This is a genomic window from Nocardia brasiliensis (genome assembly GCF_042691675.1).
Taxonomy (GTDB): Bacteria; Actinomycetota; Actinomycetes; order Mycobacteriales; family Mycobacteriaceae; genus Nocardia; species Nocardia brasiliensis_D.
Genome location: NZ_CP170507.1, coordinates 6,810,667 through 6,834,852, shown reverse-complemented (window position 1 = coordinate 6,834,852; position 24,186 = coordinate 6,810,667). Strand labels below are relative to the sequence as shown.

Genomic DNA, 24,186 nt, shown 5'->3' with positions numbered 1-24,186 from the left:
CCCCCGCCACGCCGCCCGATTGATTCACCCGTGAAGGAGTTCGCAATGACATCCCCGGCACCCACCACGGCCCCCGCCGCCGCGCCGGGCACGCGGTTGCGCAATGGCGAATTGCGCCGCATGGTGGCGCAAAAACTGGCCGAAAATTCCGGCACCGAACACAGCCCCCGCAACATTGCCAAAATGACCGGCCGATCGTCGGGCGCGATCGGCAACGCCCTCGAGGTCCTGGTCCGTGACGGGCACGCCGACCGCACCCAGGACGCACCCCGCCGCTACCGCGCCAACGCTCACACCGCCAGCGCCGCCGCTGCCGCCCCGACAACCGCCAACCCACCACCACCCCCGGCCGCGACCACTACGGCCCCACCACGGCCCACCACGCCCACGCCCTCCGCTACCGCGCCAGCGCCGACACCCGCCCCGGCGGCCGTGGAATCGGTGGTCCGGCCGAACGGGCAGGTCTACCACCCGCGCACGCTGGCAGGGCTGGCCGATGTAGACGTGCTGGCCCGCATGCGCGCGAACGGGGTGCCGGTGCTGCTGTGGCCCGCCTGGCACCGGCAAAACCTCGTTGATCGAGGCCGCCTACCCGGATCTGGTGATCGTGCAAGGCGATTCGGATACCACCGTCGCGGATTTCGTAGGTGAGTACACCCAAACCCCGGACGGGCGTTTCGAGTTCGTGGTCGGGCCGCTGGTGCGGGCGATGCGCGACGGGTCGGTGTTGTTCATCGACGATGCGACGCTGATTCCGCCGTCGGTGTTGGCTGTTGTGTACCCGGCGATGGATGGCCGCCGCGAGATCATCATCAAAGCCCACAACGGGGAAAGCGTCACCGCCGAGCCGGGGTTCTTCGTGGTCGCTGGGCACAACCCCGGCGTACACGGCGCGATCTTGACCGACGCGCTCGCTTCGCGGTTCGCGTTCCAGGTTGAAGTGTCGTCGGACTACGAACTCGCTGCCGGGCTCGGGGTGGACCCGCGCGCGGTAAGCGTGGCACGGACGCTGGCGGGCCGGGTGGCGCGGGGGGAGATCGGGTGGGCTCCGCAACTGCGCGAACTGCTGGCGTTCGACAAGATCGCCGCCGCTACCGACATCGCGACCGCCGCCGCGAACCTGCTCGGCACCGCCCCCGAGGAAGACCAGCCCATCGTGGCCGAGGTCGTGAAAACCGAATTCGGTACCGCCTACAAATCGCTCGCGCTGGGTGCGCGCATCACGCGCTGACCATCGCCAGCGCGCCCCGCCCGCAACACCGGCACACCCCAAACCACCACCGCACGAAGGGGATTCCCGCCATGACCGCCACGCACATCGCCACCGCCCCCACCGGCTCGGCCGTCGCGCCACCCGCCCGAACAGGCTGGGAAACCCTGTCCGATGCGATGACCGCCGAAACCCCGGCGATTGCCGACCGTAACGATCTGACCGTGGTCATCGCGCCCGGTGCGGCGGGTGGCCAGCTGGCGATGTTCGTGCCGAGCGTGGCCGCGATCGCCATCGAGGGCAACAACCTGGGTATCGATCCGGCGACCGCCCGCCTGTGGCGCTACGCCGACCGGCACCGCTACGCCCCGACGTGGGGCGCGCTGACCCACGAATGCGCGCACGCCGCGCACACCCGCTGGAACCGATCCCCGGCCGTGGCCCCGGACATCATCGAGGCCGCGCTGTTGTTGGAGGAGTCCCGCGTCGAGGCCGCCCATCTGCGCCGCCGCCCCCGGGACCGGCGTTGGTTGCGTGCGTGCACCCGCGAGCTGGTCCTCGCCGACACCGGTGGAGAATCCGCGATCGCTGAACTCGCGCCCACTCGCTACGCCGCTGCGCACGCTGCCGCGTTGATGCTAGCCCGCATCGATGCGGGTGTGCTCAACGCTGCCGAATGCGCGCCCGCCGCCGCCGCGATCGAGGACGTCCTCGGCCGTGATGTGTTGCGGCAGTTGCGGTTTCTGTGGCGCGTCGCGCACCAGTTGTCCGACACCAACACCACGGGCATGCTCACCCTCGCGGCGCGCTGGCACGCACTGATCGGCCCGGAACCGCACACCGCGCCGCGTCCGGGATCGGTGCTGGGCGCGGCCATCACCGGCACCCTCGGCGATATCGCGGCCAGTGTTGCCGCCGAACCGATCCCGCCCGACCCCGCCGATCTCGCCGATCGAGCCGCCGACGAGGAAGCCACCCACACCGACCGGGCCGCGACAACAGCCGCCTCGGTGTTCCGGCCGCGCGCCGGGCGGGGGACCGATCGCCGCGTACGCGCCCCGCGCGACAGCGAACGCGCCGCCGCGCGGGTACTGGCCCGTGCGTTGAACAGCGCTAGTCAACGTGAGCGCGCCGTGGTCAAGACCAGCTCGGCGCTGCCGCCGGGCCGGTTGCGGATGCGTGGGGTGCTGGCGCGCGAAGCCCAGCGCGCCACCGGTGCGGCCCCCACCGCCGAACCGTTCACCCGTACCGTCCGCAAAACGGTTCCGGTGCCGCCGCTACGGCTCGGTATCGCCTGTGATGTGTCCGGGTCGATGGGCGACTACACCGCCGATGTCGCTTCGGCAGCCTGGATTCTCGCCACCGCCGCCAAGCTCGCGACGATGCCCGCCGACACCGCCACAGTGGCCTTCGGCCGCACGGTGTTCCCGGTCACCTACCCCGGCACCGCTCCGGCGCTGCTGACCGAATTCGAGGCGACAGCTATGTGGGAGGCAGTCGAGGTCGCCATTGATGCCCTCGATGGCGCGCTCGGACTGTCGAAGCCGGACAACACGCGCCTGCTGGTCATCATCTCCGATGGCTGTTTCCGTCCCGCGCCCCGCGCCGCCGCCCAGAAGCGGCTGGACCGGTTGCGTGCCAGCGGTTGCGCGGTGCTGTGGCTTTCCCCCGACGTCTCGTGGGACGAGCCGCTGACCGGCGCGACCGTGCACGAACTCACCAACCCCGCCGCCACCGCCGCCGCCATCGCGCGCGCCACCGTCAGCGCTGTGCGCACCGCATAACCAGCCATCCCCCCACCCTTCCATGGGTGGGCGAACAGGCCAGACACCTACCACCGCCGGGCAACAGGGAACCGAAAACAGTTAGGAGACAATGGAATGAGCACCGATGACACGATCCAGTGCGGCAACGCCGACGAACCATTGCAAACAGCGCTCGACCACATCGCCTACCGTGCCCGTCACGCGGACAAGCTCCCCGACAAACGCGCCAGGGACCGGTTCGTCCGGCAGGCTCCAGAAGCGATGCGGATTGCCGCCTACGCCACCGGGGTATTGAGCCTCTACTCACGCGCGATCGACTCGGCGATAGCAGCTGGACAACTCGAGGCCAGCGAGGTCGAACAAATCCCCCGCGCCGAACAGGAGAGTCTGCTCGCGGACTGGGCGCTCGTCCATGCCCACGCCTACGAAGGCGACGGTCTTGTCGAGGATATCGACATCGTTCTCAGCACCCGACTTGGCCTCCTTCAATTCGGCCTCGATCCAGCGGTACTGCTTCCCCCGGAATAGATGGGAGACAATCGAAATGACCGATCACACTCATCCACCGGAGCGGTTCGGTGCCCCGTGCCCGATCGCGGTCGGCGACGAGGTCACTCACTTCCAGGACGAGTCCGTCGGTGGGCGCGTGGTGTTCCTGTACTCCGAAGATGGTGTCGCCATGTGCCTGGTCGAGGAGCCGGGCAATCCGCATGCTGTGGCCGTCCCGCCGTGGTTTCTGCGGCGGGTCGGTTGTGACGAGCTCGCCTTCGCCGAACAGATGGCGCACTTGGTCGCCGCCCAGAAGGCCACCGCCGCATGTGTACTCGACCGTAAGGAGCAGGAGGCGCTGTCGCACGCTCGCGAGCTCGCCGGACAAGTCGCGACGGTGATCGATGACCTCGAGGGCGGGAGACCACCTTCTGTCGTGCCCGACGACTCGCTGGCCAACTGCCTCGAGCACGCACTGGCCGACCTCAGTGAATTCCACAACCTGATCAGCGCCGTCGGGCTGCTCGCCGAGACCCCCGACCACAACACCCCGCCCGCCGAGTAACGCGCCCTCGTCCGGAACTCAACTGCCGAATGCGCGCAGCCCGAATAACCACAGCGGGGGCCGGACTTACTGGCACCGGATAGCCCGGAACGAACAGGTAGTTCACCCAGACCGAGGAAGGAACGCAGACATGCGGGTTATCGGATATTGCGAACGTTGCCGACAGTGCAAACGCATGAGTGTCTCGACGCAGAACCTCCTCTGCTGAACCGGATGACCGGGATTTGTGACGACTGCGCCGAACCATCGCCCAACGAGGAAGGTTGGGCCGAGTAGCGGCGTGCGCGAGCGTTGCGCCTTACGCCAGTGGGCCAACGACTGGAAAGGGGGGTCTATGGCCCACCGCAGCGTGTGTTCGGGAGCGACCGGCTACCGGGATCGAGATCCGGTGGCCGGTCGCAGTTGTCGTGGCGCTGCCCGCCCCGCCCGTGTCGGTGTGCGGGATGCGCATGGTTATCGGGCGGCGTCGATCTGACTGGTCAAGAACTCCAGGACCTGACGAACGGCCGCGTCGTACCCGGTCTGATGCACGCCGCCAAGATAGAACTGCGCGGCGTCGCCACCTTCGCGAGCCAGATCGGCGAATGCTCGGCTGGTGTCCGGGCTGGTCATCGTTGTGAAACTCGACGCGAGGCCCGACAGGTGCGCTCCGCCGTCGCCGGTGAGGGCTGCCGCGGCGAGGCCGGCGAGGTCGGCTCCGATCGACACTAGGCCGGTCAGCTCCAGACCACAGCCGAGCGGGTCACCGCCGGTCAGTTTGTCGAGCGCACGCCAGGCGATCTCCTGGGCAGTGCCGATGTCGCGGGCGGCGCGGGCTACGTCGATGCCCGCGAGAACGTTCACGATCTGGGCAGCGGCCCCGACCGTGCCGCTCTGGTCCAGCGGAGCCGCGAGGGTCAACGCGCGCGCGACCAGACGCAGGTCGACTTTCGATGCCATCTCCACCAGCGGCTGGAACTGGGTGTTGAGGTCACCGGTGAGTTGGTGCAGGCCGGGGAGGTCGCCCGCGGCGAGTCGGGCCGGGAGTTGGCCGAGGTCGTCGACGATGGTGGGGAGGTTGGCTGCGACCTCGGCCAAGCCACCGAGCACGATGACGACCTGCCGAGTCACCGACGACGGATCCAGGTCGGTTCCCGCTGACGGCGTGGGGGCCGAGGAGTCTCCTGCTGAGTCGGGCAGGGCGTTGCTGCCGGTGAACGCTCGCCCGATCGCGGACAGGGCGGGCGCAGCCTGCGGATTGGTCGAGCAGTACAGGTCGCCGGTGGCGCACACGGTCCGGACGCGGGCTGCGAGTGCACCGAAATCGGCGCGGGGTCCGGCGATGCCCTGGCCGGTGGCCGGTGCGCCCAGTTGCGGGGTGGCGGGGTCGCGGCGCGGGTCGGAGATCAGCCCGACGCCGAGCACGCGGGCAGGGTCGAGGGGGCCTTGCCCCTGCCCGATCGCGGCGGTGGCATCACCGACGACATCGGCGCCTTGGGAGTACCCGGCGAGCACCACCCGCGTGGACGCGCACAATCCGCTGAGCATGCTCGATAGTGCGGTGACGCCATTGTTTGCCGAGGCCCGGTAGGGGGCGGGTGCGGCGGTGTAGGGCAGGTAGCGGACGTCGATGTCGCCGCCGTAGCGGGCGGACAGGCCGTTGCCGATCGTCGTCAGGAGCCCGGCCGGTTGGGCTGGGTTCGCGGCGGGGTTGGTTTCGGTGGTGCCGGGCACCAGGATCGCGGTGAGCGGCGCGCACCCGGGGTCGGCGGTGGCAGTAGTCGCGCCCACGATGGTGACGGCCGTGGCGGCGGCAGCGATGACGGCGGCCGTAGCGGCGGCGGTGACGCGGGCGGGTAGGCGGCCGGGTGAACCGGTCGTGGCGGGGCGCGGGAAGCGGAAGGGGGCGGGGTTGGCCATGAAGCGTCCTCCGGATGCGGATGAGTGTGCGCACATGGGTGTTTCTGCGTGCATCCGTGGACTGGCAGTCTCAAGGCCGTTCTTTCCCACCGGGACCGCGAAAAAGTTTGTGGCCCCTTGAGCCCCTGCGTTCTGCCTGGCAGGACAGGAACCGCGCTGCGGCCGGTACGCGCATAGCGCACCGGCCGCAGGGCGAGGTCGACTTACTGCTGTTGTTGCTCCTGAGCCTGCTGCTGTTCCTGGGTGGGGTGGAGCTTGAACCGGTTCGGGCGTTCGCAGGTGTGTTCGGCGACGAACTTACCGACCAGTACGAAACATGCGTTGTAGACCGCGCCGGAAGACTTGCCGCCCAACTCTTTTGCGATCTGGCCGGGGGTGAACTCCTCGCCGGGATGATCGCGCAGGAAGTCCTCGACCAGCGCCCGCAACGCGCCGGGCTGCGGACCCCGGGACTGCTTGAGCCGCTGCCCGCAGGTCGGGCACACACCCTTCACCGCCGAGTCAGCAGCGGCGGGCTGTACCGAATCCCCCTCGCCCGCAGCGTCATCCGTGGCCGTGTCCGTGGCCACGTCGGTGCCGGGGGTGTTCGTAACGGATGTCGGCGAGATCGGCTCGGCGGTATCGGGTGTGGTGTCCGTCCCGGTACCGGAGTCCTCGGGCAGGTGCTCGTCCACCGGTTGCGTGTCGGTGTCGGTGTCGGGGGTCGGCTCGGGTTCGGCCGTCGTTGCCGGTTCGGCAGCGGGAACGTCCTGTAGAGCCGGTGCGGGTTCGCCAGGCGCGGGCTGCGGTGCGGGCCCTGTTGCCGCAGAGCCGGTTTCGGGCATTTCGTCGGCGACGATGCGCCAGCGGAAGCCCGAGCGATCGTCGCCGTCGTTGGCGCGCGTGACGAGTCCCTCACCGGCCCAGGTGGCGACGATCTTGCGGGCGGTGGTTTTCGGTACGGACGCGATTTTGGCGAGTTCGGTGGTGGTGATGCCGGGGTGGTCGGTCAGCGCCAGCCATAAGGCGTTTTCGTGGGCGGTACGGGTGTCGGTGGTGGTTGTGCTGGTGGTGGACATGACGGTCCCCTTTCGGGATTGGATTTTTCGATGAAATGGAATGTGGGTCATGTCCCGGCCGGGACGGTCGCCCGCCGGTTGCGCGCTACCGGGTGCACGGGGTCCCATTTACATCGACGCTCCGTACCCGTATCGATGTCAAGGGGTATCGGAAAACAAGATGGGTGTCTTGTTGAATTACCGGGATTTCGTGTACGAAAACTGCCGCCTACCGTATTCGCGCGCGTGGGGAATGTTGTCGTAGACAACACCTCACACCTGTTTTGCTCCAGGCGATGCCGAGATGGGTTTCAGTGGGTTTCATCCCAGGGCAGGCGCTCGCAGAACAGGTGGTCGAACTGCCATTGCCAGGCGCAATCGGGACACAGTGTGTCCTCGTGCGTGCAGCGACCGTTAGTGACGAGGGGGATTTCGACTTCGTCGATACAAGGTTCGGGAGTCTTGGCTCCCAATGGCAGGTAGCTGCAGTCCGCGAGCGCGCTGACTGTTTTAGGGTTCTTTTCGGGCATCGGCCCGCCCTTTCGTGTGGAGGAGTCACGTATCAATGTTCTTCATGAGCCGGGCTCGTGGCGCGCCACGAACAAGGGGATTCCTGTATGTAAATGAAAAGCGTTAAGGAACTCGAGAACTCGCCTCGGAGCTTGTCGGTTCCCGTTCTTGTTTGCGGACTAGCGTCTGGTGAACTGCGTGGACCGTGGTGTTTCCCATCGGTTTTGCGTCGTTGGATTCCCAGGGGTTTTGCGCTTCCTCTGGCCCAGGGCCGCGTTCGCGGATGGCGGCCCGCGAAGGCCCTCGGGTCGAGTTGGTAGTAGGCGCGGCGTCGACCAGGTCCGCAGCCCGGTGGGGCGGCCAGGCGCGCCATTCGACGTCTTCGATGACACAGCGGCGAGCCGGACGTTGAACCGAATCGCCGTTCCGACAACGACTTAGAAACAAACGGGCCAATTTCGTCGCCGATCACGGGTAGATTCATTAGCAACGCCCTATACATGCGGCGTCCGCGAACCTGGCGGCGGATCACTAGTGAAGGTGGTGTCGGCACATGGAGCATCAGATGCGCGCGGAATATGTTGACGGTAGCTCTCCGCAAGATCCGAACGCGCAGGTCAAGATGTGGCACGTGGTGCCCTTGCACGACCTGGGCGCGATGTGTGGGCGCATGCTCGACCCCGAGTCGGCAACGCAGCCTGCCGACGCCTTGGGTACGGCCGGGGAGCCGTCCTGCCCCACCTGCTCCTCGCTGTACCTGCGCGAAGTCCCTAGCTTTCTGTCGAGCTGACCGTCACGGGCGAATTCACAGCCAAGACCAGTTAGCACCTCTCGATCGGCGACCACTGCAAGGCCGGGTCCACGACAACGCCGCCGTCGTGTCGATGCCGCACACATGGTCGGTTCGGATGCTGCACCAGCCAAAGCTGTTTGTGTGTACAGGGTTTCACTCGTGGCGCAGACCATCCGGTCCCGAGACCGGTACGGGGCGTAGACCCGCCGCAGGAATCTCACCGAGCTTGCGTAAACGCAAGGCCACCGCAAAATCAGTGAGAATGCGCAATCAGTCATGAGAACCTACCGAGCTCGAAGTCCAGGGGCGGGTGGCTCCGTAGAAGTCATCGCCGTCATAACGGTAATTGCTTATCTGAACCGGCTTTCCGAAGGTCGGAGCGTGCACCATTTTCCCGGCTCCCAGATAGAGTCCGACATGGTGGATATCGGCGTCGGTGCCGTAGAAGACGAGATCTCCAGGGGCAAGTTCGTTGACCGGAATTCGGTGTCCGCTTGCGTACTGCTCGTTGGTGGTGCGGGGCAGGGGGATTCCGCTGCGGCGGTAGGCGGCCTGCACCAGGCCCGAACAGTCCCAGCCACCGTTGATGTCGGGGCCGTTGCCGCCCCACACGTACGGTTGCCCCAATTGCGCACAGGCGAAGGAGATCGCGGTCACCGCGGACGGGCTCGCGGCGCGGATATCGCCGCAGTCACCGCTGCCGGGCGGGATCGCGAGTCGGTAGCGCTCGGCCCAGTCGAGGACCTGGTCGACATACCAGTCGGCGTGGTTGTAGGCGAAAATCGCGCCCCGCAGATTGTGAGGTGCGCCGGAGTCGCACAGATACCAGGCGGCGGCGAAGACCGCGTCGGAGGGGTTGTAGCGCGAGGGCGGTGTGGCACCGCCCGCCGGGAGCAGGTGACGGGCGGTGACGCTGTCGAAGGTGGGTGCCAGAAATTGCATCGGACCTGCTGCGCCCGATGCGTTCTCCCCAGCGCTGACGCCGGGCAGGGTGGAGCGGCCGTGGTCGGTCTCGACCTTGCCGATACCGGCGAGCACCGACCAATCCAGGCCGGGGCAGACTCCGGCGCCCTGCTGGTAGAGCACGAGCAGCGGTGCCGGGATGTCGGAGACCGCGTCCGGGCTCGGTCCCGAACCGGCTCTGGGCGCGGAGGCGATCGGGCGTGGTTGGTCGAACACCGCGACGGTGGTGACCACGGAGGCGATGACGACCGAGACGAACACCACGGCAGCGCAGCCCGCGGCGAGCACACGCGCGAACATCACCGCCTCCCGGTGGCAGGTGGTCGCGGCGGAGGCGGGGCGAGGACAGCATGGCGGCTCGTTGGCGAAATCGGCACTGTTGCGGGGACCGGTGTCACGCGCGGCCATCGAGAAGGCAACTGAGCGAGGGTGACCCGCTCGCCGCCGGTGTCTTCCAGTGCCAGCCACACTCGCTGCGCCGGGCTCGCCCCGGCGCGGTCGGGGACCAGTTCGGCGGCAGCGGTTGCGACCGGGACCGTGTCGGAGTCGGTGAGCTCGCTCCAGGTCTGGCGCAATGCTTTTCGGGCGGCGGCTTCGCGGGCGAGGGTGGGAGTCCACAGCAGGATCGGGGTGATGACAGCGCTGGTGCGGGCCAGTTCGGCGTAGCCGGTGAGTTTGGCCGCGACCGTGGACAAGGTCATGGTGCCCAGATCGAATTCAAGGAAGAAGTCCAGAGTCGTTGCCCCAGACGCGAACCGGCCGTAACTGTCGGGGCGGGCGAGATCACCCCAGAGGGCGTGGCAACGGTACTGCGACCACCACGCCAATAACCTGCCAGCTTCGGAGCTGGTGGCCAGGGCGGTGAACCAGTCGTTGACGCCCAGGGCGTGGGCCAGGTGCAAGCTGTGGGCGATGGCGAGCGCACGGTCGGGCCGGTAACCCAGCTCGCGCACCTCGAGACCAGCCTCAGCCGCGAGCACTGCGGCTCCGGCGGGTGCCAGGACCCAGTGCGCCGGTGCGGAGCCGGTCGCGCGCAAGGGCCGGAACGAGGAGAGCACACCCTGGCCGCGCAGCCGCCCCAACCGTCGCCGCGCGGCCGATCCGGTGCCGAAACCGAGCGCGGTGAGCTGGCCGGTGGTCAGCACGCGATGCTCGTGACACATCCGCAGGATCCAGCGATCGCGCTCGGTCAGACAGCCCGCCAGTCGCGCATGCTGGCGTGCTAGTGCCGGTGAGATGAGAGCCGGGCCGCGCAGCCGATGCTGGCGGGCTGGATGAGAAATCATCACAGACTCCTTCCCCGAGTCAATGCGTTTGCGGCACAGTCGGTCCGGTGGCCGCCAGCTCATGGCAGGCGTGGATCGCTGTCGGGTGCGTCGACGGTCGAGGCGGTGGGCAGGCGGGTTCGGGTGCGGGCGGCTGCACGGATCTCGGCGGCGCGTCCCGGGGTCGGGTCGGGCAGGGGCCGGGTTGTGAAGGTGAACGGTGGTGCCTGCTGACCGGCGACGAGCACGCGCGCGGCGGCATGGTGGACGTCGAGGTGGGTCAGGTCGTGCTCGGACAGCCACGGGCTGGTGTGCCGCGCGAGGTCGCGGCCGTCTTCGGGCGAGGCGGAGAACACGATCTTGTTTCTCGCGTTGGCCGAGATGCCCTCACGCAACTCCCGCGACAGCTGCCCGAGGTTCTGGTGCGCCAACACCAGCGACAGGCGCAGGCCGCGGGCCTCGGCGAGCATGTCCTCCACAGGTGTGGACAGATTGAGGAAGTTCTGGGCTTCGTCGAGCACCAAGGACGCGTCGGCCCGCTCACCGATCGGGGTGGCGGTGCGGGCGGTGACTGCCTGCCAGGTGCGGGCGACCAGCAGCGAGCCCATCAGGCGGGTGGTGTCCTCACCGAGGCAGCCTTTCGGTAGCCGTGCCAGGCAGATGCCGCCTTCGTTGAGGACCGCGGCGAGGTCGACGGTGGACTCGCCGGCCGCGATCGCGGCTCGCACGAACGGTCGCAGCAGGAAGGTCCGCAATTTGTTGAGCAGGGGGCCCACGACCTGGGCGCGGGCGGCATCGGACAGCTCGGCGTAGCCGGTCCAGAATCCGCGCAGGACCGGGTCGTCGACGTCGCGGGTGATGCGGTCGAGGTTGGCTTCACCGGTCAGCAGCCGCGCCAAATCGACCAGGGTGACGGTGCCGGGCCGTGCGCACAGGGTGCGCAGTCCGGCGCGCAGCAGGTCGTCGGTGCGTGGCCCCCACCAGCGGGCGTAGATGCGGGAGAAGATGGTGGCTAGGTTCTCCACCGCCAGATCCAACCCCTCCGGGGTGGTGTCGAGGGGGTTCACGCACGGCGGCCGGGCGGTGGAGTCGGCGTCGAACAGCACGACCTTGTCGGCCAGGCGGCGGGGCAGCCGCGCGAGGACGTCGGTGACCAGGTCACCTTTGGGGTCGATGACAACTTGACCGCGTCTGGCGTCGGCGTCGGCGAGGATCCAGTGACCGAGCAGGGTGGACTTACCGACACCGGTCGCGCCGAGGACGTGGGTGTGGTGGCGGGCATCTGCCACCGCCAGCGCCACTGGCCGCCCGCTACCGCAATCGGCGAGGCCGAGAGGTTTGGCGTATGGGCCCCCGACCGGAACGGCTGTGGTGGGAGGCAGCGCCCGCGCGCCCGCACGGGCCAACCCCGGCACAACTGCCGTATCGCCGGGCAGGTGCGCGATCCCGGCCAGTTCCGGCACCGACAACAGATCCCCGCGCCCGAACCAGCGCCGCTGCAACGACCACGCCTGCCGCCATTGACGACGGCGGCGGTAGAAGTTGAGGTCGGTGCAGGAGGCGAACACCGCCGCTGCCGCGTGCGCGCGTCCGCGCGCGACCGCGCGGGCTTTCCGCAGACCCTGGTGGTCAGTGTCGGCGGGCAGATCGACGGCGGCGGCGTAGCGGATGAGCGTTTCCCAGTGCCCGCCACGGGCTTTGGTGAGCGCCGCTCGTGTCTGAGTGGTGTCCTCCATGCGCGCGAACCGATCCACCGGCAGCGACCGCGACTGCGTCGAGCGCGCTGAACAGCCCGGGGTGATCAGGTCGAGCAATTCGGCCGCCACCCCTGAGATGCCTCGGGTGAGCGCGGCGGTGTATCCGCCGCGCCGCCTGGTCAGAACGCGGTGGACCCGGTGGCCGGTGACCGGGCGGGCCAGGATCTGTACGCACACGCTCTCATCGATCGCGAGATCGGCTGCGGCGGTGAGGATATCGCGGGCGATGTCGGCACTGTCGTAATCGGTGCGGATCGGTAAAGCCTCGGATCGGCCCAGCCGTAACCGGCCCGCGACCAGTACTCGCCGATACCCACCAGTCGCTGCGGGCAGCGGTGGTTCGGCGCGGTCAACGGTGCGGGTGCGGGCTCCCGGCCACGCCGAGGCGATAGCGCGCTCGACCAATCCGGGCGGGACGCTGGCCGGTACCCACACCGCGAGGGTGACACCCGCGTCGCCGGTGATCCGGTATTCGAAGCTCAGGTGCGGCTGCCCACACACGAGCCGCTTCCACGCCGGACGTAGCAACCCGACCAGATGCGACCAGAGCGCTTGCGCCGCATGCGCTTCCAATGTCGGCGGACACAGGATGGTGACCTGCCGCGCCTCACGGCCCAGACGCACGCGGCGCACCGACAGCACGATCACCGCGGCGAGCACACCGGTGGCCACCACGACGGCCAGTACAGCGACGGCGGTGCTGCTCATCGTGGAGATGTGGGCGGTGAGCCGGTCGAGAGTGTGGTGCGGGGTGAGCAGTATCTGCTCGAACCAGCCGGGTGGCGGCGGTGTCGGAGTGGTGGGTTCGGGCATCACTGCCTGCCTTTCGGGACGCGGCGGGTGCCGCAGCGGTGCCGGTGTGCGCCGATCCCGCCGGGGCCGTAGAACAGGTCCTTGGACACGGCCCCGGCGACAACTTCGGGGGCGGGGTGACCGACGTGCCAGGCCCCGGCCCGGCGTGGGCATTCGTAGGCGCGCAGGCCCGCGCCGGGATAGCGGCGGCGCGCATACTGTTTGGCGGTCTTGCGGCTGAGGAACGCCGCTTTGCCGCACGCCGGGCAGGTCCCCAGATAGCCCGGCGAGACCTGCCAGCGGCGGTGGGCGTTGTGTGGGGCTGTCATCACGCCGCCTCGGGGATGTCGAGGAACACGCCGTCCTCGTCGTCGTCCTCGGCGGTGTTGTGCTCGTCCGGAACGAGATTGGGGTCGGCGGCGGTGTCGGTCTGCTCGGCGGTCAGGTCGATGTCTGCGGTGTCGTTGCCCTCGCTGGCGGTGGCGAACTGCGGTGAGGTCGTGATCAACGCGTCCTCGAAATCCGATGCCAGCGAGGCGAATACGGTTCGGTCGGAGCCGACAGCGAGCAGTCCTTGACCGCGATCGGCGGCGAGCAGGAACTGCCGCTCACCGTCGGAGAGGGCGAATGCGGTCGCGACCTCGTCGATGGCTTGCGGGGCCTGGCGCAGCAGGATCTGGGTGGCGGCGTTGGCGACGATCGCCTTGCCGAGCTCGGTGCCCAGTACGTCCGCGCAGTCCTGGGTGGCCACGGTGAGGCCCGCCCAGTACTTGCGGAAGGACTTCGCGGCCCGGAACAGGAACTCGCCGCCCGCTTCCTGGCGCAGCATCCACCACGCCTCGTCCACGACCACGATCCGGGGACGTCGGGTGCTCGGGTTCGACACCCGTCGCCAGGTCACGTCCAAAGCCAGCAGTGTGCCGAGGGTTTTCAACTCATCCGGCAACTCCCGCAGGGAGAACACTACGAACCCGCCCTCGGGTGCGGTGGTGGTCGCACCGTCGATCAGCCCGGCGAACGCGCCTCCGGCCACGAACGGCGACAGCGCCTCGGCCAGCTCGACACCGACGCTGCTGCCGCACACACGCAGCTGCTCGGCCAGCACACTCAACGCCGGAGCTGGACGCGTCCACGTCGAGGGGTCCTCGGTGATCCCTGAGGCGGCGTAGGTCGCGATCAGCGCGGTATCGAGCACGGCCCGCTGCGCAGGTGTCTGCTCACCCAGCAGCACACGGATCACGGTGTGCAGGAATAGCTTCCGCCGCGTCAGAGCGTCGGAGGGGGCGCTGCGGCGGCCGTCGGGACGGGTGTGCACCTCCAGATCGAACGGGTTGAGCCGCACGCCCGGCGCACCGAGCTGCAGAACGCTACCGCAGACCGCTTCGGCCAGGCGCCGGTACTCATCCTCGGGGTCGATGACGATGGCCTCGATGCCGCGCAAGAGCGAGCGCAGCAGTTCGGACTTGACCAGATAGCTCTTGCCTGCGCCGGAGCGCCCGAGCACCACCATGTTGTGGTTGTGGACGTTCTCTGCAAAGCGATCCCAGAACACCAACCCCGAAGCGGCGTCACGACCGTAGAGCACCCCGTCGGGCCGGTGCGCCGACACCGGGTCGACAACCGGCAACTGTGGCGAGGTGAACGGGAAAGCCGCGCTCAACGCGTCGGTGTCGAAGGTGCGGCCCACCTTCACCGGGTCCAGCCCCAACGGCAGCGTTGCGGTCCAGGCCGCCACGGCGCGGTAGGTGAGGTGGCTGGTGTCGATGAGCAGACTTGCCGCCAGTGCCCGCACCGCCGCGACCTCTTCGGCCAGTTCGGTTTCCGAGCTCGCGTGCACGCTCAGATACAGGCTGGTCCGGAACAGGCGGCCCTCGCCGCGGGCCACTCGCGCCGAGAGGTCGGCAGCATCTTCGGCGGCGACATCGAGCACATCGTCGGCGAGCAGCCCGTAGGCGGCGTTGTGGCGGCGCGAGGACTCCAGCCGAGCTTGCTGGCGGCGCAACCGGTGCGCGGCGGTCACCGGGTCGATCGGCTCGATGTGCACAGCGAGATCCACGCGCCCCGGATGGGCGAGCAACGGTGCGAGCCAACCGCCTGCGACCTCGCGCGGATAGCCGGTGACTGCCAGGGTTGATACCCAGTCCGAGCCGACCTCGACATGGCGGGCACCGACGGTCATCGACTGCGGCGCAAACTGTGAGGGGGTACCGAAACGGATGCGCCGCAATAGATTCCGATAGCCAAAGCCCTGCGGTGCGGGCGGCTTGCTGGCCGCTTCACCGGCCCCGCTGGTGTCGATGTCGATAGTGTGTGCGCTGGCGCTGGTGGTGATGACGGCGTCGGGGGCGGCGATGTCGGCCGAATGCGGGACGAGGCTGCCGGGGTTGGTGGCCGAGGCGAGGATCGCGGTGGCCTGAGCGTCGTCGAGGGCGGTGACAGTCACTCCGAGCGGGGCCAGCATGTCGGTGGCTTCGCCGAGGCGGCGTAGCAGCCGGGTCTCGGCCGCGCGGCGCGCGGTGGCCGACACCTCGCGGTCCGTGCGGCGGCGGCTGGGCAGCAGCGCACCGGCGAGCGTGCGCGCGGACGGCCCGGTCAATCCCGGGGCGGCGGCGCTCGCGCCGTGCAAGGGTTCACGCCAAACCAGCAGTACCTGCCGGTGCAGCAGGTCCTCGGTGACCGCGAGCCCGGTCAGGAACGCCCCGTGGTCGCGGGCGGCCTCGGCTAGCTCGGGTGACATCTGCCCGGCGGCGTCGCGCAGTGCGGTGATGCGGCCGGTCAGGTCCAGGCGGGTGGAGCGGATGAGGATCTGCACCGGTTGGCGCAGGGTGTGCAGCCAGCCGCCGAGCTGCGTGACCAACGCGGCCTGCTCGCTGGGAGTGCGCAGGGCCAGGTTGACGGTACCCGCGAGCGCGACTGCGGCCAGGCCGTCCGCACCGAGGTCGACGATGCCGACCTGACCGTTCGCGCTCACCCGCTGCGGCAGATGCGCAGTGGTGGCCGTGATCGGCTGCTGCGCCGCTGATTTCGCATCCCGGGTGGCGTAGGTGGTGAGCCAGCGCGGGGCCGCCGGGACGCCCTGCGGCGCGGCGACGAGTCGATGGGGGCGGAAGCGGTGCCGGATCGCAGCGGCGAGCAGCTGGTCACCGGACAGGCCGTCGCGGGTGGTGAGGACCAGACCCGTAACCAGAGCGCCGACCGGGACCGCGCAGACAACGAATACCGGCGGCGAGGCGACGGTGCGGGTGCACAGCCACGCCAGGTACAGGGTCAGGGCGGTGGCGGCGAGGATGGCGAGCTGGCGGGCGGTGAACGGGCCGACCAACCGGTCGCGGCGGTCGACGTCGGCGGGAATGCGTGCGGTGACGGTCATGTCGATCCCTTTCCAGGGGTGCGGCGGGTACGGCGACGGACGGGCAGAGCAGGAAGCGGCAGATGCAGCTGCCGCCCCGCCGAGCGCGACAGCGCAGGTGCGGCCGGTGGTGGCGGAGTCGGCGGTGTGGCGCGTCGTGCCGGTGCGGGGGCAGTTGGCGGCGGGGCCGCGTTGGTGGTGCGTGGCGGCGGGGTGCGGCGGGCTTCGATCGGCAGCGGGTATTGGCCGTTGCGCAGTGGCCGGATGCTGGCGTAGGGATCGGGTTCGGTGAAGTCGAACGTCAGCTGCTTGGGCCGTGAACCCCGGGCTCCAGCAACCGGTTTCGGGCTCGGCGCGGCCGGTGGCGGTGCGGGTTTGGGGGTGCGCTGGACGGTGATCGGCAGCTGGTATTGGCCGTCGCGTCCGAGCTTGGGTTTCGGGCCGAGGTCGATACCGCCGTGGAATTGCGGCAGCGGCAGCATCAACTGCTCGTTCTGCGGTGCGGCGGCTGGAACCGTCGCCGCGTGCGGGATGCGCGCAGTGGGTGCGGGTGGGCGGGGCCCGCGCCGCCCACCGGTCAGCGGCAGCATCAGCTGCCCGTCGCGGGTCGCGCGGACCTTCGCGTACAGATCGGCGGCGTCCCCACCGCCGCGTGGCGCGGGCTTCTTGCCGGAGGCCGCGGTTTTGCCGTGACGGGCGAGCAGGCCGAAGGTCTTGTACGCGATCACTCCCCGTACCAGCGAGGACACCATGCCGCGTCCGGGGCTGATCTTCAGCGCCGACAGCAGCCAGAACGGGATCTTTATCAAGATCAAGCCCATGGCGAGGGCGACGATCACATTCACCATGCCGGTCCTGTCGGGGCCGAAGAACGACCAACCGCCCGGCGAGAGAAAGACTTTCAGTCCGGTGATCAGCACCAGCGATTGCACGACCTGGATGGCCAGACACGCGGAGAAGGCGCGCCACCACCAGCGGGCGATGCCGTCGGTGGCGGGGAGGGCGTAACACATCATGACCAGCGGCGCGGAGACGATGAGCACGACGGTGACGACGACGCGGATGACGTAAGTGATCGACAGGGTCGCCAGCACCACAACCAGCGCGTTGAGCATGAGGGTGACGAACAGGTTGGTCGCGGTGCCACCGCCGACGTGCATCATCGACTTGAACGCGGATACCGCCGAGTCGGTGGACACGCCCTCTCCGGCCAGCGCTTGGGCGAGGGCGTTGGCGAAGCGGATCGCCTCGGTGGCGATCACCATGCTCAGCGCGCCCGCGAGGAACCCGACCACCAGCCGGGGCAGCAGCTCGCGCCAACCCCACTGGGTCTGCAAAGTCTCCTGGAACATGAGCAAGACGCCGACGGCGATGACCACGAGCCCGTACATGGCCAGCATCAGCTGCCATGACGAGGACCACAGCTGGCCGATCTGCGGCCATGTGCTCGGGTCCGGGGTGGTCAGCAGGTTTTTCGACAGCATGTTCATCAGCGGGTTCAGCGCCGAATCGACCAGGCGGCGGAAGAATCCGTCGATTGCCTCGGCCACGCAATCAGAGATACGGGTCACCCCGCAGTCGGTGGTCGTGCCGGTCGACTCGCCGGAGTCTCCGGGCTGGGGGTCGGGCGTACGGGGTGGCACCGGGGCACGGGGGACTGCCGGGGTAGCCGGGGCCGTAGTGCCGTTCGGCGCGGGCGCGGGCGCGGTGGGTGGGGTCGGGCCGGTGGGTGGGGCGGTCGTGTCCGGGACCGTGGGCACAGGCGGGGGTGGTGACGGTGTGACCGGAGGGTCGGCCGCGCCGTAGCCGCCGCTGACGAGGAGGATCGCGGCCACCGCGGCGAGCAGGAGTAGCCCTCGGCGAAACAGCGGTGGTGGCGCGCTGCGGCGGGGCGCGGTCATCATCAGCCGCCCACGATCGACTTGAGCACCGCGACTACGACCGGGGCCAACATCGCCAGCGCGTACCCGATGCATGCGGCTTTGAGTGCGATTTTGGCGCGTTCGACTTCGCCGGGGTCGCCGGAGCAGATTAGGTAACGGGTGCCCCCGACGGTCAGGCACACGGTGGCGATGAGCGCGAGGATCCCGACCAGCCAGTTGCGCAGGTTGTTCAGTACCTGGTCGAAGGTCTCGGCCACCGCGAGCACCGAGGCGGGCTCGGCGCCCGCTGCACCGGCCGCGGCGAGTACCCCGGTGCTCACGACGAGCGCGAAGGTGCTGCGGGCAACGATGCGCCGACCACGGCCGCGCTGCTCAGGGTGTGGCCGCGCGGGTGGGGTGGTGGGGGAATGAATTATGCGCATCGCTTCACCTCCGCGGGAGTCGGACGCGCGGAGACCGGAGACGGTTCCGCGCACCCTGTACTGGCGCGGGAAGGCCCCGAAATCGCCGCCATCGGTGAAATCGGCCATCGACCGGGCTGGGTGCAGGTGACGGTGTCGAGCGCGGCGGCTTCGACGATGCTGGTGCGGTTGGGATCGGTGTCCGCGATCCGGGAGCGCAGCCAGCGCTGCAGCCGGACTTCGGCGAGTTTGCGGCGCTTGTGCAGCCGCTTGTAGGACTCATTGCGCTCGGCAGCCAGCGCAATCAGTGTGCGGCGGGTCAACCGGGTATCGGCGATCAGCTCGGCACCCTCGGCATCGATCACGCCCTCGGCCACGGCCAGCGCCAGCAGTGCCTCCACCTGCCCGCCCGGAAGCTGCACGCGCAGCCCCAGGTCCTCCGGAGGGACCGGAGTGCCGCTGAGCGCTTCCTGCTTCTCCCACCTGCGCCCACCCCGGAACGCGGCCCATCGCAGCGCGCACCACAGCCGGGTTCTCCGCAGATTGAGGTGCCCGACCGCGTGCACGAAGGCGGCCAGCACCGCTGCCTCGGCATCGGCGCGGTCACCGCCGACCCGGCGTGCCAGCCGCGCGGCCGTCGCGGCGAGCATCGGCACTGCCAGCCCCACACACAACAGCACCGCGTCCTCGCCGTCGCGCCGGGCGCGCTCGAGCAGCCACCGCCACACCAGATCGACATCCATCACCTCGAACGGCACCGAGGTATCGGCCAGCAGCTCACCCAGCCGACGCCACGTCACCGGCGACTCCGGCAACGCCGCTGCGCACGCCGCATTCAACGGCACCGGCTCGTCGGCGATGCGCTCGAAGTGCGAGATCACCGCCGTCAGCGGCAACCGCGGATCTCTTCTCGGGTAATCGCGGTCGTGTGAATTCATGAGAATCAACTCCTCGCCTGGATCGACATCGGGGGAATCCGACCAAGCAAGGACAGCAAGACGACGCCACCAAAAGTCCACAAGAAATCCACGAGCCGACTTCCAGAAGTCCACCAAAAGTCCACCAACGCACAAACGGGACCAAATTTGCTCGCACCGGACATCGGAGCGGACGCCCGCGCGGAAGTCGCCTCTACCTGGCGTTGTGTACGTCTCGTGGCGTTCTTGTGGCACCACCGATCACGGGTGTATCGGCCGTGAATTCGCGGAACGAAAAGTGTCGAAAAACTCTCGGGAGAATCGCAGACGTTTCCCGGATCGGGATTGTCAACGGTTTCGGGGGAAGGCTGGGAAAGGGCTGCTTGCCGAGGGAATTGATCGGCGATTTTCGCTGAAGGTGGGTGCAGTTCCGGGTGTACGCGACTTCCGTTATCACGAAGGGCTGTCACCGTGACCGAACCACACCCCGCCACCCCGGCTGCCGCCGTCCCGTCCACGATCTGGGCCTGCGGAGCGGACGCGCTGGACCCGAATGACTTCTGGCCCGAGCTGGTGTTGCGCCGGGCCATCACCGAGTTCAGCCGTCCCGCCGCCCGGGTGCGGCTGCTGGCCGCCACCAAGGCCCACCAGCTCGCCGCCCGCCGCGCCCACACACAACTTGCCGACACCGGCCGCGAGATCAGCACCGGCACTCTCAGCGACTCGCCGGCCGCCCGCGGCGAGGCCGACCTCATCATCGCCAGCCTGCTGCCCGATCTGACGCACCCCCACAGCGCCGACACCTACACCCGCCTCGCCCTCACCGCCGCTGACCAGCTACGCGGCGGCGCGGTCCTGGCGGTACTGACCCGCACCGGACTCACTCCCACCAACGTTCTCGATGACGCCACCGGCCCCGTCGTGGCCGCCGCGCAAACAGCCGACCTGCTCTATATGTCCCACATCGTCGCCACCCCCATCCGCGACGACACCATCCCCGCCCCCGAACATCGCGGCAGCCCCGAGAACCACCGCCACCACGTCGCCCACATCGACCTCACGGTCTTCATACGCCCCGATGACCAGAACCTGGCCGCCGCCGTCGGCCACGCCGCCTGAATCAGGCCACCCCGCCGCCGCCTTTTCATCCCGGAAGGTCTGCCATGAACGAACTCCCCGCCCCCGCGTCCGGCCCGAACCCCGCGCTACCGGTGTCGGTATGGGCGACCGCACAACACGCCCCTGCCACCCAACGACGGGGCCGCTACCACCCTGACGGCACCGCCCACCCCGCGAAAATGCTGCCCGCCGTCGCCGCCCACGCCATAACCCACTACACCCGCCCCGGCGACCTCGTACTGGACCCGATGTGCGGGACCGGCACCACCCTCGTCGAAGCCGTCCACCTCGGCCGCCGCGCACTCGGCATCGAATACGAAACCCGCTGGGCGGCTATCGCCCGCACCAACCTCGACCAAGCCCGCGCCACCGGGATCACCTGCGACGCAGCGGTATACACCGGCGACGCCCGACGACTCGACCACATCCTCCCCGACCACTGCCGAAGCACCGTCGATCTGCTGATCACCTCACCCCCGTACGGCGACTCCACCCACGGCCACGTCAAAACCAAACCGGGCCAGGGCGTGCAGAAGGCCAACCACCGATACGGGTCCACCCTGGACCGCGGGCAACTCGCCAACGTCGGCCTCAACAGGCTGCTGTCCGGATTCACGCGAATCCTGTCCGCCAGCGCCGCCTTCGTGCGACCCGGCGGACGCGTCGTGATCACCGCCCGCCCGTGGCGAGAGCACGCCGAGCTGGTCGACCTGCCCTCCTACATCATCGCCTGCGGCACCGCGGCCGGACTCGAACCGACCGAACGCTGCGTCGCCCTGCTAGGGCGCCTGGCCGACGGAGAATTCATCGCCCGCAGCAGCTTCTTCCAACGCGACTTCGTCGTGAAACAACGCCGCACCGGCCTACCGGCCCACCTCATCGCACACGAAGATGTACTGGTCTTTCGCCGACGAATCGCCGAAACCAGCAGCGCGCCACCCCCGCCACTGCGTTCTGCCGCATGACCGCACCGGCATCGAGCCGACCGTGTCGGCGTTGGCGTCGCTCCCCGGCCGCTCCTGAGCGTGCGTCGCGCCAGAGTCGCGTGCGTTGTGATTGCGTTGCTGTACATAACCGTTCGCGCCGGGCCGGTGGCGGGCGTGGTGTCGCGTGGGCCGGATTCGCGTTCGGTGCTGTGCTGTCGGTGGCTGCGAACTGGCTTCACACCTGGTTACCGGCCGCGACAATGCCCGACGGATGGCACCCCGGTGTCGCACCACAAATAGCATCGGCGGTCTGGCCGATCGGGCTGCTGCTCAGCGTCGAGGTCTTGTCCCGCACCCGATGGCGGCGCGGGATGGCCTGGATCCTGGGCCGATACCTCGGCGCGGGCAGCGTCGCGATCGGCTCGGCGATCATCTCCTACCGCCACGTCTACGACGTACTGACCGCCTGGAACTACGGGCAACTCGGCGCGGCCGTCGGGCCCGTCGTACTGGACGGACTTATGGTCATCTCCGGTTTCGCGCTGCTGTCGGAATCACACGCCACGACCACGACAACCACCGCGACCGCGACGCAGGGCCGCGACAGCGTAACCACGCGGACCGACAGCCCTGCAACAACGGCCGACAGCCCAAACGACATAGACCGAGACGCACGGATCCGCGCCATGTATGACCAGATCAACTCGACCCGTGAAGTCGGGGAAGCATTCGGCCTGCATCACTCAACTGTCGCCCGCATCGTCGCGGCAGCCAGCAACCGCGACAGACCCCACACGACTACCGACCCATCCGGACGGTACGGACGACAGTGAACGCGACGACACGGGGAACAACTGCCCGTGAGGTGACAGCCAATCGCTGGTGGCGACACCGTAGTGATCGCACGCGCGGGGACCCGGCTCTGTCCTTTTTATGAACTCGCCGCTCCGTATGGAAGCGGGCACGGTTCTTTGTTACGACGTTGCCGTCACGGTTCGCGGCGAGACTCGCGGCCCCCATGTGGGGGCGTGTCATTCGAGCTGTGGGCCAGTGGAAAGGCTTGTGCGACGCACTCAGCGTCGAGAGCAGCGTCGGCTCGCCGCTTCGGCAGGCAACCATCCGGACAGCCGTAGTGGATGCTGATGGCCAGGACCGCTGCATCGCTGCCAAGCGGGCCCGGGTCGTCGAGACAGTCACCGAACCGCGCGTCGGGAGATGTCACAGTCAGTCCTCGCTATCTTCGTCGTTGGCTTCGAGCAGGCGTGGAGCCGTCATACAACGGCCGGTGCCTACAGCCAGGGTCAGCACGGTCCATGTCGATTGCTGTTCGCCGGTCATGGCCTGCCATTCGGTGTGGAAGTCGTCGTCCCCGACGGGCCAGCTGTGGCGCGTGGACAACCGGCACACGCTCGAACGCAAGGTCGTGTCGATCGGGTAGACGGTGAAGTCGTTGGTGTGGTCGGCGACCGCGCGGCTGATCGTCGCGTGGTCGAGTTGGGGCAGTGCCGTCGCTATCACCTCGACCAGTTCGGCGGCCGGTGTGCCCTCGGTCAGTGACCGGGTCCACTGCTTGCCGTGGCCGAGGTAGGCGCTGGCTGCGTGTTGCAGGGCCGGTAATTTCACCCGCGTCAGCACATCGGTGATGTCATCGCGCCCCAGGCTGATGATCACGTCGGGGCGGGGGAACAGCCATCGGTCGTCCCCGTGTGGAGCGTGGACCCGGCGGCCGTAGGCGCGGCAGAGTCGGTCATACAGCCGCCCTAGGTGGGTGGGCGTGACGAATTGACCGAGGATGGCGGTGCCCAGAGCGTCCCACAGGTAGGGGTTGGCCAGTCGCGAGACCGCTCCGAGCGCGTGCAGCGGCGCGGTAAGGGTGATAGGGCCGGTGAGGGCGTCGGGGTCGAAGTAGCCGACATTGATCGGCACCGGGCACGGGCCGACGGGATCACAGTGAAGGAACAAGGTTTGGGGCAGGCATTCGGTGGTCACGAACGCTATCGCCTGATCGTTGTCGGAGATTAGGCGATGAGCGCGCCCGTCGACAGTGTGGAACCAGGCGGGGTGATCGAGCATTAATGTCGGCATAACTACTCCCTACTGATTGTCAATTCGACAGCCGCGCAACGGTTTCGAGGGTGGGATTACCAGAGGTGGAGGAAGGTGCTAGGTAGGCGGCGGGTGCCTTTGTTTAGTTCGTCGATCAGGTCTTGGTAGGCGCAGGCGAGATCCCACAGCCGTACCCAGGAGTCCTGGAAGAGGTCGTCGGAGGCGTGGGCGAGGGCGATGAAGGTCTGGTTGGTCAGCTGGGCAAGTCGATCGACGACTTGGCCGACGGTTTCGGTGTGCAGGGTGGCGGCGGGGAACGGTGGCGGTGCCGCCTCGGCGATCCATTCGTCGATTGCTCGGATCAACTCGATGCGCCGCCACGCCAACTTCTGGCCGTCGCAGGCTGCGGTGATCTCCCGGGTCTCGTGCACCTTCGCCAGTTCGGCGGCGGCATCGAGCATCGGGTGGGTGGGATCAAGCATCGGCATCCCGCGACACG

22 protein-coding genes are annotated in these 24,186 nt (G+C 68.6%); 9 read left to right on the top strand and 13 right to left on the bottom strand.

The genetic code is table 11. From position 1 onward, the window contains the following. Positions 1 to 45: 45 nt before the first annotated feature. From ACFK0J_RS31350 to ACFK0J_RS31330, 5 genes are all read left to right on the top strand, one after another. On the top strand, positions 46 to 651 hold the full coding sequence (locus tag ACFK0J_RS31350) for a hypothetical protein (protein WP_378733333.1): 606 nt from the start codon (positions 46 to 48) through the stop codon (positions 649 to 651). After that, positions 602 to 1,231, top strand: a complete 630-nt coding sequence (locus ACFK0J_RS31345; protein ID WP_378733332.1) for an AAA family ATPase — start codon at positions 602 to 604, stop codon at positions 1,229 to 1,231. Before ACFK0J_RS31350 ends, ACFK0J_RS31345 begins: the two co-directional genes overlap by 50 nt. Before the next feature lie 71 nt (positions 1,232 to 1,302). Continuing rightward, on the top strand, positions 1,303 to 2,994 hold the full coding sequence (locus ACFK0J_RS31340; RefSeq protein WP_378733331.1) for a vWA domain-containing protein: 1,692 nt from the start codon (positions 1,303 to 1,305) through the stop codon (positions 2,992 to 2,994). A 96-nt stretch (positions 2,995 to 3,090) separates the two neighbouring features. After that, positions 3,091 to 3,504, top strand: coding sequence for a hypothetical protein (locus tag ACFK0J_RS31335; protein ID WP_378733330.1), 414 nt, complete (start codon positions 3,091 to 3,093; stop codon positions 3,502 to 3,504). Between the two features lie 16 nt (positions 3,505 to 3,520). Continuing rightward, on the top strand, positions 3,521 to 4,030 hold the full coding sequence (locus ACFK0J_RS31330; RefSeq protein ID WP_378733329.1) for a hypothetical protein: 510 nt from the start codon (positions 3,521 to 3,523) through the stop codon (positions 4,028 to 4,030). Between the two features lie 453 nt (positions 4,031 to 4,483). Here ACFK0J_RS31330 and ACFK0J_RS31325 read toward each other — a convergent pair whose 3' ends face one another. The 3 genes from ACFK0J_RS31325 to ACFK0J_RS31315 form a co-directional block, all read right to left on the bottom strand. Next, positions 4,484 to 5,929 (bottom strand): cutinase family protein, encoded by a 1,446-nt coding sequence (locus tag ACFK0J_RS31325; protein ID WP_378733328.1) that lies wholly within the window; start codon positions 5,927 to 5,929, stop codon positions 4,484 to 4,486. 203 nt (positions 5,930 to 6,132) lie between these two features. Further along, the gene (locus tag ACFK0J_RS31320; protein ID WP_378733327.1) at positions 6,133 to 6,987 is read right to left on the bottom strand and encodes a hypothetical protein; all 855 of its coding nucleotides are present in this window, start codon (positions 6,985 to 6,987) and stop codon (positions 6,133 to 6,135) included. A gap of 290 nt (positions 6,988 to 7,277) precedes the next feature. Beyond that, positions 7,278 to 7,496, bottom strand: a complete 219-nt coding sequence (locus ACFK0J_RS31315; RefSeq protein WP_378733326.1) for a hypothetical protein — start codon at positions 7,494 to 7,496, stop codon at positions 7,278 to 7,280. A 545-nt stretch (positions 7,497 to 8,041) separates the two neighbouring features. On the opposite strand from ACFK0J_RS31315, the gene ACFK0J_RS31310 reads away from it, so the two are divergent. After that, positions 8,042 to 8,266 carry a hypothetical protein gene (locus ACFK0J_RS31310; protein WP_378733325.1) on the top strand — a complete coding sequence of 75 codons (225 nt, stop codon included), beginning with the start codon at positions 8,042 to 8,044 and terminating at the stop codon, positions 8,264 to 8,266. Between the two features lie 273 nt (positions 8,267 to 8,539). Here the strand turns inward: ACFK0J_RS31310 and ACFK0J_RS31305 are convergent, their stop codons facing one another. From ACFK0J_RS31305 to ACFK0J_RS31270, 8 genes are read right to left on the bottom strand one after another with little or no spacing between them, the layout of a single operon-like run. Further along, entirely contained in the window at positions 8,540 to 9,532 is a 993-nt protein-coding gene (locus tag ACFK0J_RS31305; protein WP_378733324.1) for an NlpC/P60 family protein, read from the bottom strand. Then, a complete protein-coding gene (locus ACFK0J_RS31300) occupies positions 9,532 to 10,518 on the bottom strand; it encodes a replication-relaxation family protein (RefSeq protein ID WP_378733323.1) in 987 nt (328 codons plus the stop codon). Before ACFK0J_RS31300 ends, ACFK0J_RS31305 begins: the two co-directional genes overlap by 1 nt. Before the next feature lie 59 nt (positions 10,519 to 10,577). Beyond that, entirely contained in the window at positions 10,578 to 13,067 is a 2,490-nt protein-coding gene (locus ACFK0J_RS31295) for a TraM recognition domain-containing protein (RefSeq protein WP_378733322.1), read from the bottom strand. Continuing rightward, on the bottom strand, positions 13,067 to 13,375 hold the full coding sequence (locus ACFK0J_RS31290) for a hypothetical protein (RefSeq protein ID WP_378733321.1): 309 nt from the start codon (positions 13,373 to 13,375) through the stop codon (positions 13,067 to 13,069). The genes ACFK0J_RS31295 and ACFK0J_RS31290 overlap by 1 nt, the downstream gene beginning before the upstream one ends. Beyond that, positions 13,375 to 16,416 (bottom strand): PrgI family mobile element protein, encoded by a 3,042-nt coding sequence (locus tag ACFK0J_RS31285; protein WP_378733320.1) that lies wholly within the window; start codon positions 16,414 to 16,416, stop codon positions 13,375 to 13,377. The genes ACFK0J_RS31290 and ACFK0J_RS31285 overlap by 1 nt, the downstream gene beginning before the upstream one ends. Continuing rightward, positions 16,413 to 18,299, bottom strand: a complete 1,887-nt coding sequence (locus tag ACFK0J_RS31280) for a hypothetical protein (protein ID WP_378733319.1) — start codon at positions 18,297 to 18,299, stop codon at positions 16,413 to 16,415. The genes ACFK0J_RS31285 and ACFK0J_RS31280 overlap by 4 nt, the downstream gene beginning before the upstream one ends. Beyond that, complete coding sequence (locus ACFK0J_RS31275) at positions 18,299 to 18,700, bottom strand: pilin (RefSeq protein ID WP_378733318.1); 402 nt, start codon at positions 18,698 to 18,700, stop codon at positions 18,299 to 18,301. The genes ACFK0J_RS31280 and ACFK0J_RS31275 overlap by 1 nt, the downstream gene beginning before the upstream one ends. After that, positions 18,691 to 19,617: a hypothetical protein gene (locus ACFK0J_RS31270; RefSeq protein ID WP_378733317.1), complete on the bottom strand. Its 927-nt coding sequence runs from the start codon at positions 19,615 to 19,617 to the stop codon at positions 18,691 to 18,693. Before ACFK0J_RS31270 ends, ACFK0J_RS31275 begins: the two co-directional genes overlap by 10 nt. 450 nt (positions 19,618 to 20,067) lie before the next feature. On the opposite strand from ACFK0J_RS31270, the gene ACFK0J_RS31265 reads away from it, so the two are divergent. From ACFK0J_RS31265 to ACFK0J_RS31255, 3 genes are all read left to right on the top strand, one after another. Further along, positions 20,068 to 20,715: a hypothetical protein gene (locus ACFK0J_RS31265; protein WP_378733316.1), complete on the top strand. Its 648-nt coding sequence runs from the start codon at positions 20,068 to 20,070 to the stop codon at positions 20,713 to 20,715. A 44-nt stretch (positions 20,716 to 20,759) separates the two neighbouring features. Further along, entirely contained in the window at positions 20,760 to 21,680 is a 921-nt protein-coding gene (locus ACFK0J_RS31260) for a TRM11 family SAM-dependent methyltransferase (RefSeq protein WP_378733314.1), read from the top strand. Positions 21,681 to 21,901: 221 nt separating this feature from the next. Beyond that, complete coding sequence (locus ACFK0J_RS31255) at positions 21,902 to 22,474, top strand: hypothetical protein (RefSeq protein WP_378733313.1); 573 nt, start codon at positions 21,902 to 21,904, stop codon at positions 22,472 to 22,474. A gap of 391 nt (positions 22,475 to 22,865) precedes the next feature. On the opposite strand, the gene ACFK0J_RS31250 is transcribed toward ACFK0J_RS31255, so the two are convergent. Continuing rightward, complete coding sequence (locus tag ACFK0J_RS31250; RefSeq protein WP_378733312.1) at positions 22,866 to 23,726, bottom strand: hypothetical protein; 861 nt, start codon at positions 23,724 to 23,726, stop codon at positions 22,866 to 22,868. A gap of 56 nt (positions 23,727 to 23,782) precedes the next feature. Beyond that, complete coding sequence (locus ACFK0J_RS31245) at positions 23,783 to 24,169, bottom strand: DUF4254 domain-containing protein (protein ID WP_378733311.1); 387 nt, start codon at positions 24,167 to 24,169, stop codon at positions 23,783 to 23,785. Between the last annotated feature and the right edge of the window lie 17 nt (positions 24,170 to 24,186).